Below are 13104 nucleotides of genomic sequence, written 5' to 3' on the forward strand. Positions count from 1 at the left end.
AGCCCACCCGGAGATGGCGGATGCCGAGCACGCAGGTTCGACCCCTTCTGATCTTGCTCGCCGGCGCGGTCGCGCTGGCCGGCTGCAACCGCGCTTCGGACAGCGCGGCGCCTGTCACCTCGGCGACCTCCGCGCCCGCCGCGGCATCGACCGCGACGGCGCCCGCGCCCGCTTCCACCCATGCGTTCGTTCCCGAGATCGTCGCCGGCGATTTCTCGGAACACGTGCGTGTGCTGGCATCCGATGCCTTCGAAGGCCGTGCACCGGGTAGCCCCGGGGAGCAGAAGACCGTCGATTACCTCGTCGGTCAGTTCAAGTCGATGGGCCTGCAGCCGGGCAACAACGGCGAGTGGACGCAGGTCGTGCCGATGACCGAAACCACTTCGAGCGACAAGACGACGATGCAGGTCGTCGTGAAGGGCAAGCCGCACACGCTGAAGTTCGGCGACGACATGGTGATCGGTACGCGCAGCGGGCAGAAGCACGTGAGCGTGCACGACAGCGACGTGGTGTTCGTCGGCTACGGCGTGGATGCGCCGGAGCAGCAGTGGAACGATTACGCCGGGCTCGACGTGAAGGGCAAGACGGTCGTCATCCTCGTCAACGACCCGGGGTTCCATGCGAACGATCCGTCCTTGTTCGAAGGACGTCGCATGACCTGGTACGGGCGCTGGGTTTACAAATTCGAAGAGGCGGCGCGCAAGGGCGCGGCGGCCGCGCTGATCGTGCATGACGATGCGGGCGCTTCGTATGGTTGGGATGTGGTGCGGGGTTCGTGGTCGGGCGCGCAGTTCGATTTGCGCGCGAGCGACGATCCGGCGCCGCGCTTGCCGGTGCAGGGTTGGATCACGGGCGATCAGGCGAAAGCCTTGTTCGCCGATGCGGGCCTGGATTTCGAGAAGCTCCGCGCGGCCGCCAACAAGCGTGGGTTCAAGGCGGTGCCGCTGGATGCGAAGGCGTCGGTGACGCTGGACAGCACGATCGTCGAGAAGACTTCGCGCAACGTCGTGGCGAAGCTGCCGGGCACCGAGCGGCCGAACGAAGCGGTGGTGTACCTCGCGCACTGGGACCACCTCGGCAAGCATCCCGACGAAACGGGCGACAACATCTACAACGGCGCGATCGACAACGCGACGGGCGTTGCGGGGATCCTGGAGATCGCGGGTGAATTCGCGAAGGCGCCGCCGAAGCGGACGGTGATGTTCCTCGCGGTGACGTTGGAGGAGTCCGGCCTGCTCGGTTCGAAGTACTACGTCGCGCATCCGGCCGTGCCGCTGAAGGACACGGTGGCGGCGATCAACATCGATGCGATGTCGACCTTCGGGCCGTCGAAGGACATCGTGGTGACGGGCCTGGGCAATTCGGAACTCGACGACGTGCTCAAGACGATCGCCGACAAGCAGGGCCGCACGCTGCACGCCGAAGCGACGCCGGAAAGCGGGTTCTACTTCCGCTCGGATCATTTCAACTTCGCCAAGGCCGGCGTGCCGGCGCTGTATGCCGAGGGTGGCGAGGATCTCGTCGAAGGCGGAAGCGCGGCGGGTCGCAAGGCGGCGGAGGATTACACGACGGCGCGTTACCACAAGCCGGCAGACGAGTTCGACGCGAACTGGAACCTGCAAGGCACGATGCAGGACCTCGACACGTTGTACCAAGTGGGCCGCGTGCTCGCCGATGGCACGACGTGGCCGAACTGGCGCGCAGGCAATCCGTTCCGCGCGGCGCGCGATGCTTCGCGCGAAGGCGCGAAGACGCCCTGATCCATCCACCGAAGGAGACCCAACGATGACGATGGCCCTGGCGTATTGGTGCGTGTTGGCGGCGGCGCTGTTGCCGTATGTGTGGACTACGGTCGCGAAGCAGAGTGGTGAGCGTTACGACAACCGGGATCCGCGCGGCTGGATCGCGCGGCAGACCGAGCCGAAGGTGCATCGTGCGAATGCGGCGCAGATGAATGCGTTCGAGGCGTTCGCGCCGTTCGCAGCGGGTGCGGTGATGGCGCATCTGGCGGGCGTGCCGGAAACGCACGTCGCCGGGCTGGCGGTGATCTTCGTGATCAGCCGGGTGCTGCACGGGGTCGTGTACACGCTGGGCATGAAGCATTCGATCCGCAGCCTGGTGTGGTTCCTCGGATTCGCGTGTGCGATGGCGTTGATCGTGCTCGCGGCGCTGCATGTCGGCGACCCGACGCCCGCGGCGGCCCGATGACGTGAGCGGCACGTTCGCCATGGACACGGAGGGTGCGCGCTGCGTCGACGTGGTGCGGGCGCAGGGGTTCTGCTTCGTGCATGGCGATGCGATGCGGACGACGCTCTCGGGTGTCGGCGGGTTGGAGGATTGGCTGGCTTTCGCAGGGAGTTGGGAAGCGCTTGGGCCCGATCCTTATCTCGCGCGGACCGGGCGTGCGCGGAAGCGGCGGCACGCGGTGTTTTCGGCCGCGCGGAATGGTGCGGTGGTGCGTGCGCCGCATCAGCCGCATTTCCAGACGACGGAATACAACGCGCTACAGGGCGATATCGAACGGTGGTTCGACCCGGTGACCGACGCGGTCGCTGATGGCGCTTGTTTGCAGACGATCCTGCGGTATTGCGTGGGGTTCTTCGGTGCGCTGGCGCCCGATGTCGAGCGCTGGAAGGTCGAAGTGCACCAGTTCCGCATCGAGGCGCGGCCCGGCGAAGCGGGGGAGCCGACGCCGGAAGGCGTGCATCGCGACGGCGTGGATTACGTGCTCGTGCTGATGATCGATCGGCGGAACATCGAAAGCGGTACGACGACGATCCACTTGGCCGATGGCACGGAATTGGGGTCGTTCACCTTGCGCGATGCATTCGACGCGGCGCTTGTGGACGATGCGCGCGTGTTTCATGGCGTGACTGCGGTGACGGCACTGGATCCGACGGAGCCCGCGCATCGGGACGTGCTTGTCGTGACGCTCAAGCGGGGCTGATGCGCACGAACTAAGGGTCTGAGTTAGTTCCCGCGGGCCTTTCGATCGCCCAAAGAAAAACCCCGCCATTGCTGGCGGGGTTTTGGTGTAAGGCCCTGGCGATGACCTACTCTTGCATGCGGATGCACACTACCATCGGCGCGGCTGCGTTTCACTTCCGAGTTCGGAATGGGATCGGGTGGTGCCACAGCGCTATTGTCACCAGGGAGAGGGTGGAGGGTCGCGGTTCGATCGCCATGGCAAGCCATGGGGATTGATCGCGCTCACGCTCTCAAGGGGTGGGACGTAGCGAGTTTTGGTGGAGCTTATAGAGACAAATGCCATCGACGTGTTGTCGAGGATAAGGCGGCTTGAGGTGATATGGTCAAGCCTCACGGATCATTAGTACACGTTAGCTCAACGGATTGCTCCGCTTACACACCGTGCCTATCAACCACCTGGTCTTGATGGTTCCTTCAGGGGACTTGTGTCCCGGGAGATCTCATCTTGAGGCGCGCTTCCCGCTTAGATGCTTTCAGCGGTTATCGCTTCCGAACGTAGCTACCCGGCAATGCCACTGGCGTGACAACCGGAACACCAGGGGTTCGTCCACTCCGGTCCTCTCGTACTAGGAGCAGCCCCTCTCAAATCTCCAACGCCCACGACAGATAGGGACCGAACTGTCTCACGACGTTCTGAACCCAGCTCGCGTACCACTTTAAATGGCGAACAGCCATACCCTTGGGACCGACTACAGCCCCAGGATGTGATGAGCCGACATCGAGGTGCCAAACACCGCCGTCGATATGAACTCTTGGGCGGTATCAGCCTGTTATCCCCGGAGTACCTTTTATCCGTTGAGCGATGGCCCTTCCATACAGAACCACCGGATCACTAAGACCTACTTTCGTACCTGCTTGAGCCGTCGCTCTTGCAGTCAAGCACGCTTATGCCTTTGCACACAGTGCGCGATGTCCGACCGCGCTGAGCGTACCTTCGTGCTCCTCCGTTACTCTTTGGGAGGAGACCGCCCCAGTCAAACTACCCACCATACACGGTCCCCGACCCGGATTACGGGCCCAGGTTAGAACGTCAAGCACATCAGGGTGGTATTTCAAGGTTGCCTCCACCGAAGCTAGCGCCTCGGTTTCACAGGCTCCCACCTATCCTACACAGACGAACTCAACGTTCAGTGTAAAGCTGTAGTAAAGGTTCACGGGGTCTTTCCGTCTTGCCGCGGGAACGCTGCATCTTCACAGCGATTTCAATTTCACTGAGTCTCGGGTGGAGACAGCGCCGCTGTCGTTACGCCATTCGTGCAGGTCGGAACTTACCCGACAAGGAATTTCGCTACCTTAGGACCGTTATAGTTACGGCCGCCGTTTACTGGGGCTTCGATCAAGAGCTTCGCCTTGCGGCTGACCCCATCAATTAACCTTCCAGCACCGGGCAGGCGTCACACCCTATACGTCCACTTTCGTGTTTGCAGAGTGCTGTGTTTTTGATAAACAGTCGCAGCGGCCTGGTTTCTGCGACCGCTCCCAGCTATAGCCCGCATGGGCCACCAGAAGCGGTGCACCTTCTCCCGAAGTTACGGTGCCATGTTGCCTAGTTCCTTCACCCGAGTTCTCTCAAGCGCCTTAGAATTCTCATCCTGCCCACCTGTGTCGGTTTACGGTACGGTCTGCGTCAGCTGAAGCTTAGGGGCTTTTCCTGGAAGCGTGGGATCAGTGACTTCGGCCTAATGGCCTGGTCTCGCTGCTCGGCGTATGACCCTCCGGATTTGCCAAGAGGATCCGCCTACCTGCTTTCCCCGGGACAACCAACGCCCGGTACACCTACCCTTCTCCGTCCCCCCATCGCACTGACGCGAGGTGCTGGAATATTAACCAGCTTTCCATCGACTACGCATTTCTGCCTCGCCTTAGGGGCCGACTCACCCTGCGCCGATGAACGTTGCGCAAGGAAACCTTGGGCTTTCGGCGTGGGGGCTTTTCACCCCCATTATCGTTACTCATGTCAGCATTCGCACTTCCGATACCTCCAGCAGACTTCTCAATCCACCTTCATCGGCTTACGGAACGCTCCTCTACCGCGCACATTGCTGTGCACCCCAAGCTTCGGTTTATCGCTTAGCCCCGTTAAATCTTCCGCGCAGACCGACTCGACCAGTGAGCTATTACGCTTTCTTTAAAGGGTGGCTGCTTCTAAGCCAACCTCCTGGCTGTCTGTGCCTTTCCACATCGTTCACCACTGAGCGATAAATTTGGGACCTTAGCTGTGGGTCTGGGTTGTTTCCCTTTTCACGACGGACGTTAGCACCCGCCGTGTGTCTCCCGGATAGTACGTGCTGGTATTCGGAGTTTGCCATGGTTTGGTAAGTCGCAATGACCCCCTAGCCATAACAGTGCTCTACCCCCAGCAGTATTCGTCCGAGGCGCTACCTAAATAGCTTTCGAGGAGAACCAGCTATCTCCGGGTTCGATTAGCTTTTCACTCCTAATCACACCTCATCCCCTACCTTTGCAACGGGAGTGGGTTCGGGCCTCCAGTTGATGTTACTCAACCTTCACCCTGGGCATGACTAGATCACCCGGTTTCGGGTCTACTGCCTGCGACTATGCGCCCTTATCAGACTCGGTTTCCCTTCGCCTCCCCTATACGGTTAAGCTCGCCACAAACAGTAAGTCGCTGACCCATTATACAAAAGGTACGCCGTCACCCTTGCGGGCTCCGACTGCTTGTACGCACACGGTTTCAGGATCTATTTCACTCCCTTCACCAGGGTTCTTTTCGCCTTTCCCTCACGGTACTGGTTCACTATCGGTCGGTCAGGAGTATTTAGCCTTGGAGGATGGTCCCCCCATGTTCAGACAGGGTTTCACGTGCCCCGCCCTACTCAATTTCATCCGTACGGCCCTTTCGCATACAGGGCTGTCACCATCTACGGCCACGCTTCCCAGCGTGTTCTGCTAAAACCGTACGGACTTTTGGGCTGCTCCGCGTTCGCTCGTCGCTACTGACGGAATCTCGGTTGATTTCTTTTCCTCCGGGTACTTAGATATTTCAGTTCCCCGGGTTCGCCTTGCATGGCTATGTATTCACCATGCAATACCCTTGCGGGTGGGTTTCCCCATTCGGACATTGTCGGATCAATGCTTGTTGCCAGCTCCCCGACACTTTTCGCAGGCTGCCACGTCCTTCATCGCCTCTGACCGCCAAGGCATCCACCGTGTGCGCTTATTCGCTTGACCATATCACCCCAAGTCGCCTCAGGGTCATACGTCGTTTGCGAACGTAAAACGACTTATCACTTCAAATAAAGGTGCTCTCGCACCTCGCCTTAGCCTCTACGACACGTCATGGACATTCGTCTCAAAACGCTCGCTACATCCCGATTGTCAAAGAACACGCACAAGGCTTCAGCGCCAGGGGCGTCTCTAATCTTTTTGTGTGCGCAATTGTCATTCAGAGTTGGTGGGTCTGGGAGGACTCGAACCACCGGCCTCACCCTTATCAGGGGTGCGCTCTAACCACCTGAGCTACAGACCCAAATGTCAGGCAGGGCGAGTGGTGGAGCCAGTCGGGATCGAACCGACGACCCCCTGCTTGCAAAGCAGGTGCTCTCCCAGCTGAGCTATGGCCCCGTGTGCCGGGACGCTCTGAATGCAGGTCACTTGTGCGGACGCCTGGACGGGCAATCATGCCGTCCGTTTAGTCTCTAAAGGAGGTGATCCAGCCGCACCTTCCGATACGGCTACCTTGTTACGACTTCACCCCAGTCATCGGCCACACCGTGGCAAGCGCCCTCCCGAAGGTTAAGCTACCTGCTTCTGGTGCAACAAACTCCCATGGTGTGACGGGCGGTGTGTACAAGGCCCGGGAACGTATTCACCGCAGCAATGCTGATCTGCGATTACTAGCGATTCCGACTTCATGGAGTCGAGTTGCAGACTCCAATCCGGACTGAGATGGGGTTTCTGGGATTGGCTCACCCTCGCGGGATTGCAGCCCTCTGTCCCCACCATTGTAGTACGTGTGTAGCCCTGGTCGTAAGGGCCATGATGACTTGACGTCATCCCCACCTTCCTCCGGTTTGTCACCGGCGGTCTCCTTAGAGTTCCCACCATTACGTGCTGGCAACTAAGGACAAGGGTTGCGCTCGTTGCGGGACTTAACCCAACATCTCACGACACGAGCTGACGACAGCCATGCAGCACCTGTCTCACGGTTCCCGAAGGCACCAATCCATCTCTGGAAAGTTCCGTGGATGTCAAGACCAGGTAAGGTTCTTCGCGTTGCATCGAATTAAACCACATACTCCACCGCTTGTGCGGGCCCCCGTCAATTCCTTTGAGTTTCAGTCTTGCGACCGTACTCCCCAGGCGGCGAACTTAACGCGTTAGCTTCGATACTGAGTGCCTAGTTGCACCCAACATCCAGTTCGCATCGTTTAGGGCGTGGACTACCAGGGTATCTAATCCTGTTTGCTCCCCACGCTTTCGTGCCTCAGTGTCAGTGCTGGTCCAGGTAGTCGCCTTCGCCACGGATGTTCCTCCCGATCTCTACGCATTTCACTGCTACACCGGGAATTCCACTACCCTCTACCGCACTCTAGGTCGCCAGTTTCCAATGCCATTCCCAGGTTGAGCCCAGGGCTTTCACATCAGACTTAACGAACCACCTACGCACGCTTTACGCCCAGTAATTCCGAGTAACGCTTGCACCCTTCGTATTACCGCGGCTGCTGGCACGAAGTTAGCCGGTGCTTATTCTTCCGGTACCGTCATAATCCACGGGTATTAACCGCGAACTTTTCTTTCCGGACAAAAGAGCTTTACAACCCGAAGGCCTTCTTCACTCACGCGGCATGGCTGGATCAGGCTTGCGCCCATTGTCCAATATTCCCCACTGCTGCCTCCCGTAGGAGTCTGGACCGTGTCTCAGTTCCAGTGTGGCTGATCATCCTCTCAGACCAGCTACGGATCGTCGCCTTGGTGGGCCTTTACCCCGCCAACTAGCTAATCCGACATGGGCTCATCCAGTCGCGCGACGCCTTGCGGTCCGCCGCTTTCACCTTCCGGTCGTATGCGGTATTAGCGTAAGTTTCCCTACGTTATCCCCCACGACAGGGCAGATTCCCATGTATTCCTCACCCGTCCGCCACTCGCCACCCACAGTATTGCTACTGCTGTGCTGCCGTTCGACTTGCATGTGTTAGGCCTGCCGCCAGCGTTCACTCTGAGCCAGGATCAAACTCTTCACTTAAGTTTTGCGGTTCGGACAAAAGTCCTTGCCAAATTGCTTGAGTGCAGTCGTCGTCCCAGGCTCGAAATCACTCGCTGGCTCGCAATTGCTTGCTTACCATTTGAATTGACTTGTTGCTCTGTTACGAACGTCTGCAAGATGGACAGTTATCCACCCGCCAGACGCCCGCACAAGTCACCTGCGCACACTGTCAAAGATCAATGGGATCGGCCTCAGCGCCTTCTCCCTTCCCCCGCCGCACCAAAGTGCCCGAGGGAGCCGCACATCATACAGGCGTTCCGAAGAACGTCAACACCCGATGAAGATAATTTCTGAGGGAGCGACGTGCGATTCAGTGAAGTCATCGCTTGCGGCGAAACCACTGCCGCACCCGCTCCCTGCGGGCCGCGCATTATGCCGATTCGGCGGAAAGGTTCAACTGTTTTTTCGACTGAATTTACGTTCGATCCAACTCAGTCCGAACAACACGAGCAACGTCAACGCAGTGACGAGCAGCGCGAGCAGGTAATAACGCAGCGCGACGACGATGCCGATCACCGCGACCATCAACAACGAAGCGGCCGTAGTGATGCCGGCGACCTGTTCTTTCGAGCGATGACTGAAGATCGTGCCGGCGCCGATGAACGCAACGCCGGTGATGGTCGCTTCGACCAGGCGGATCGGATCGAGGCGGAGGAATTCACCGCGCCCGGTGAAGGCAGGATCGGACAGGATCAGCGGCCCGAGTCCGACGAGCAAGGCGGCCGCGCCCGACACCAGCATGTGCGTGCGGAACCCCGCGGGGCGATCTTTCATCTCGCGTTCGAATCCAACCGCGCCGCCCAGCACCATGGCGTACATGGTGCCGGCCACGAGGATCCATTGCGGGTGCCAGTCTCCGATCATCGTCCGGAGACTGCCGCAGCCGATCTCACGATGCGGTGATCAGCCTCACCCGCGCGAAGTTGCGCTTGCCGATCGCCAGCACGCCCTCGAAACCGGGCGCGAAAACCCGCGCAGCGTCTTCGACCACCGCGCCATCCACGCGCACGGCGCGCTCTTTCAGCTTGCGATTGGCTTCCGAGTTACTCGGCGCGAGCCCTGCGGCAACTAGCAGTTGCGCGATGCGCAGCCCCTCGGCCGGCACCATCACATCCTGCAATTCCAGTGATGCGATGTCGCCTTCGCCACGCACCGCGGCATTCCATCCGGCGATCGCGACCTCCGCCGCCGGCTCGCCATGGAAGCGCGCGGTGAGTTCGCGCGCCAGGCGCAGCTTCACGTCGCGCGGATTCAACGCACCCGATGCGACTTCGGCATTCAGGCGCACCGCTTCGGCCGCGCCGATGTCGAAACTCAGCAACTCGATCCACCGCCACATCAGCTCGTCGCCGATCTTCATCGTCTTGGTGACCATGTCGATCGCCGGCTCGTTGATGCCGATGTAGTTGCCGAGCGACTTGCTCATCTTCTGCACGCCGTCGAGGCCTTCGAGCAGCGGCATCGTCAGCACGATCTGCGGCGCCTGCCCGAAATGCTCCTGCAGCCCGCGCCCCATCAACAGATTGAACTTCTGGTCGGTGCCGCCGAGCTCGACGTCGGCCTTCAAGGCCACCGAGTCGTAGCCCTGCACGAGCGGATACAAAAACTCGTGGATCGCGATCGATTGCTGCGCGGCATACCGCTTGGCGAAATCATCGCGCTCGAGCATGCGGGCGACGGTGTGCTGCGCCGCCAGCTTGATCATGTCGGCCGCGCTCATCTGCCCGAACCACTCGCTGTTGAAGCGCAGCTCGGTGCGTTCGCGATCGAGCACCTTGAACACCTGGTCGGCATAGGTGCGCGCGTTGGATTCGACGTCTTCGCGCGTCAGCGGTTTGCGGGTGACGTTCTTGCCGGTCGGGTCGCCGATCATCCCGGTGAAGTCGCCGATCAGGAAAATCACCTGGTGCCCCAGGTCCTGGAACTGCCGCATCTTGTTGAGCAGGACCGTATGGCCCAGGTGCAGGTCCGGGGCGGTCGGGTCGAAACCGGCCTTGATGCGGAGCGGACGGCCGATTTTCAGCCGGTTTTCCAGCTCGTCGCGCTTGAGGATTTCGTCGGCGCCGCGGCCGATGAGTTCTAGGGCAGCCTGGATCGACACAAAGATGAACTCGGTGAGGGTTGTTACGAATCCGTGACCCGGATCGTGAAGGTAGCGTTAAAGCGGGGTTAAAACGAAAAATCCATTGCGCTCAAGGGTTTGACGCAGCTTTCTAGCGTGTCTATGGTAGCGCCGTTACGCGCGGCTCACGTCGCGATAACTGGATTTCGTAAGGGGAAGCGACATGGGCAAATCCGGCATCGACAAGGCACGCCGCGCGCGGCTCGACATCCTGCGTGAAGCGGCGCTCCATCGCCATGTGGTCGCGCGGCTGCCCGCTGGCTTCAGCGGCCGCTGGACCCGTCGCCAGTGGGCCCACGTCAGCCTGTTCGCCACGCTGGCCGCGCTGGTGGGCGCCATCGTCCCCGGTTTCGCCGGTTCGCGCCATGCCGACGGCCTCGCGCCGGCGCAGGCCCGCACCACCCTCGCCCTTTCGTTGCCGCCGCTGTCGGTCGCCAAGTTGCGCGGCCAGACCGGCGACAGCTGGCAGATCGTCCACGTCGAACGCGGCCAGACCCTCGGCAGCCTGTTCGAAGACATGGACGTGCCCGCGGCCACCATGCACCAGCTGCTCGACCAGCCCGGCGCGAAGCAGGCGCTGACGCGCATGAAGCCCGGCACCGAGCTCGCGTTCGACCTGCCGGTCGGCGGCCAGCTGCGCGCGTTCCGTTACGACCGCGATGAAACCCACCGCGTCGAATACCGCTTCGACGGCGACCAGGTCCGCGAAAACGTCATCGTGCGCCCGACCGAGTCGCGCACCGTCGTCATCAGCGGCACCGTCGGCAAGTCGTTGTTCCATTCGGCGCGCAAGCTCGGCCTGTCGGGCGGCGCGATCAATACGCTGACCGACGACATCTTCAAGTACGACATCGACTTCAACGAAGACGTCGCCTCGAGCGACCGCTTCAGCGTCGTGGTCGAACAGACCTGGCGCGACGGCGAGCTGATCCGCACCGGTCCGGTGCAGGCGGCCACGTTCACCGTCGGCGGCAAGCTGCACTCGGGCTTCCGCTTCGAGCGCAACGGCAAGGCGGAGTACTTCACCGCCGACGGCCGCCCGCTGAAGAAGAGCTTCATCCGCATGCCGATTCCGTATGCGCGCCTCACCTCGTCGTTCGGCTCGCGCCGCCACCCGGTCCTGGGCACGGTGCGCCAGCACAAGGGCGTCGACTACGGCGCGTCCACCGGCACGCCGATCATGGCCGCGGGCGACGCGCGCGTGCAGTTCGTCGGTTGGAAGGGCGGTTACGGCCGCGCGGTCATCCTCGACCACGGCCGCGGTTACACCACGCTTTATGGCCACATGTCGCGCTTCGGCGACATCAAGAACGGCCAGCGCATTCCGCAGGGAAAGGTGATCGGCTACGTCGGCATGACCGGCCTGGCCACGGGCCCGCACCTGCATTACGAATTCCGCATCAACGGCGTGCACCGCAATCCGCTGTCGGTGACGATGCCGCCGCCGGAACCGCTCAACGGTGCCGCGCTCGCGCAGTTCCGTTCGCAGACCTCCAATGCGCTCGCGCGCATCCAGAGCGTCGAGAAGGTGATCTACGCCGACGCCGGTACGCCGCCGAAGCCGGTCAAGAACAAGAAGGCCTGACGTTCGCGTGGACCCACGCGACGGAGAGCTCCACCTCGGCCTGATCTCCGGAACGAGCGCCGATGGCATCGACGCCGCGCTCGTCCGCTTCGAAGGACCCCACTGCACGCTGGTCCGCGGCGAAACCTATCGCTGGGATCCGGCGCTGCGTGCGCGCCTGGTCGCGCTCGGCCAGGGCGGCGACGCGCGATCGCTCGATGAGATCGGCATGCTCGACGTGCAGGTCGCCGAAGCCTTCGCCGATGCCGCGCTGCGTTTGATCCAATCCGCGCGAATGACACCGGGCGACGTGCGTTCGATCGGTTCGCACGGTCAGACGATCCGCCATCGCCCCGCCGCCGCGCATCCCTTCACCTGGCAGATCGGCGATGCGAACGTCATCGCCGAACGCACCGGCATCGACACCGTCGCCGACTTCCGCCGCCGCGACCTCGCCGCCGGTGGCCAGGGCGCGCCGCTCGTGCCCGCCTTCCACGCCGCGCTCCTGCACGATGCGAATGAAGCGCGCGCAGTGCTCAACCTCGGTGGCATCGCGAACTTCACGTTGCTGCCGAAGCAGGGCGACGTGCGCGGTTTCGACACCGGCCCCGCGAACGCCTTGATGGATGCGTGGTGCGAACAACACCACGGCACGCCGTTCGACGCGCATGGCGCCTTCGCTGCAAGCGGCCGCATCGACGAAGCCCTGCTCGAACGTCTCCTTGCAGAACCCTGGTTCACGTTGCCGCCGCCGAAGAGTAGCGGCCGCGAACACTTCCATCTCGAGTGGGTTCGCACGCAAGTACGCGGTGGCGAATCGCCGGAAGATGTGCAGGCCACGCTGCTCGAACTCACCGCGCGCACCGTCGCCGATGCGCTGCGCGCGCACCAGCCGGACACGCGCCGCGTGCTTGCATGCGGCGGCGGCGTGCACAACCCGGTGTTGCTCGCGCGCATCGCCGCGAACCTGCCGGGCGTGCGCGTCGAATCGACGGCCGCACATGGGCTCGATCCCGACTTCGTGGAAGCGATGGCCTTCGCGTGGCTCGCACGCGAAACGCTGGCCGGACGTCCCGGCAACGTGCCTGCGGTGACCGGCGCGCGCGGTCCGCGCGTGCTCGGTGTCGTGTATCCGCGCTAGCTAGAGATCCTCGACCCAGCGATCCAGGATGTGCGTCGGCGCCGGCGCTTCGGGCGCGCGGC

7 protein-coding genes, 2 tRNA genes and 3 rRNA genes are annotated in these 13104 nt (G+C 61.9%); 5 read left to right on the forward strand and 7 right to left on the reverse strand.

The genetic code is table 11. The annotated features are described in order from the left end of the window. Positions 1–20: 20 nt before the first annotated feature. Genes GN331_RS02205 through GN331_RS02215 form a run of 3 tightly spaced genes read left to right on the forward strand, consistent with a single transcriptional unit; the run spans position 21 to position 2947 of the window. Positions 21–1760, forward strand: a complete 1740-nt coding sequence (locus GN331_RS02205) for a M28 family metallopeptidase (protein ID WP_156639930.1) — start codon at positions 21–23, stop codon at positions 1758–1760. Between the two features lie 25 nt (positions 1761–1785). Continuing rightward, positions 1786–2208 (forward strand): MAPEG family protein, encoded by a 423-nt coding sequence (locus tag GN331_RS02210; RefSeq protein WP_197426971.1) that lies wholly within the window; start codon positions 1786–1788, stop codon positions 2206–2208. A gap of 19 nt (positions 2209–2227) precedes the next feature. After that, positions 2228–2947, forward strand: a complete 720-nt coding sequence (locus GN331_RS02215) for a 2OG-Fe dioxygenase family protein (protein WP_156639932.1) — start codon at positions 2228–2230, stop codon at positions 2945–2947. A gap of 93 nt (positions 2948–3040) precedes the next feature. Here GN331_RS02215 and rrf read toward each other — a convergent pair. From rrf to tyrS, 7 genes are all read right to left on the reverse strand, one after another. Beyond that, positions 3041–3153, reverse strand: a 5S ribosomal RNA gene (gene rrf, locus GN331_RS02220). A 154-nt stretch (positions 3154–3307) separates the two neighbouring features. Beyond that, positions 3308–6180 (reverse strand): 23S ribosomal RNA (locus GN331_RS02225). Between the two features lie 221 nt (positions 6181–6401). Further along, positions 6402–6478 (reverse strand) — tRNA-Ile (locus tag GN331_RS02230). A 19-nt stretch (positions 6479–6497) separates the two neighbouring features. Then, positions 6498–6573, reverse strand: a tRNA-Ala gene (locus tag GN331_RS02235). 76 nt (positions 6574–6649) lie between these two features. After that, positions 6650–8194: ribosomal RNA gene (locus GN331_RS02240) — 16S ribosomal RNA — on the reverse strand. Together the 16S, 23S and 5S rRNA genes with 2 tRNA genes alongside form the textbook arrangement of a ribosomal RNA operon. 414 nt (positions 8195–8608) lie before the next feature. Then, positions 8609–9079, reverse strand: a complete 471-nt coding sequence (locus GN331_RS02245; RefSeq protein ID WP_156639934.1) for an MgtC/SapB family protein — start codon at positions 9077–9079, stop codon at positions 8609–8611. Between the two features lie 25 nt (positions 9080–9104). Then, positions 9105–10316, reverse strand: a complete 1212-nt coding sequence (gene tyrS / locus GN331_RS02250; RefSeq protein WP_331713331.1) for a tyrosine--tRNA ligase — start codon at positions 10314–10316, stop codon at positions 9105–9107. Between the two features lie 184 nt (positions 10317–10500). On the opposite strand from tyrS, the gene GN331_RS02255 reads away from it, so the two are divergent. Continuing rightward, entirely contained in the window at positions 10501–11922 is a 1422-nt protein-coding gene (locus tag GN331_RS02255) for a peptidoglycan DD-metalloendopeptidase family protein (protein WP_156639936.1), read from the forward strand. Between the two features lie 7 nt (positions 11923–11929). Then, positions 11930–13042 (forward strand): anhydro-N-acetylmuramic acid kinase, encoded by a 1113-nt coding sequence (locus tag GN331_RS02260; RefSeq protein WP_331713332.1) that lies wholly within the window; start codon positions 11930–11932, stop codon positions 13040–13042. The last annotated feature ends 62 nt before the right edge of the window (positions 13043–13104 follow it).

The sequence above is a fragment of the Noviluteimonas gilva genome, assembly GCF_009740395.1.
GTDB classification, from domain to species: domain Bacteria; phylum Pseudomonadota; class Gammaproteobacteria; order Xanthomonadales; family Xanthomonadaceae; genus Noviluteimonas; species Noviluteimonas gilva.

What these genes read in the sequence shown, in the direction of transcription:
- GN331_RS02205 (WP_156639930.1), top strand. Translation starts at nt 21, where the DNA reads ATGCCGAGCACGCAGGTTCGACCCCTTCTGATCTTGCTCGCCGGCGCG.
- GN331_RS02210 (WP_197426971.1), top strand. Translation starts at nt 1,786, where the DNA reads ATGACGATGGCCCTGGCGTATTGGTGCGTGTTGGCGGCGGCGCTGTTG.
- GN331_RS02255 (WP_156639936.1), top strand. Translation starts at nt 10,501, where the DNA reads ATGGGCAAATCCGGCATCGACAAGGCACGCCGCGCGCGGCTCGACATC.
- GN331_RS02245 (WP_156639934.1), bottom strand. Translation starts at nt 9,079, where the DNA reads ATGATCGGAGACTGGCACCCGCAATGGATCCTCGTGGCCGGCACCATG.
- GN331_RS02215 (WP_156639932.1), top strand. Translation starts at nt 2,228, where the DNA reads ATGGACACGGAGGGTGCGCGCTGCGTCGACGTGGTGCGGGCGCAGGGG.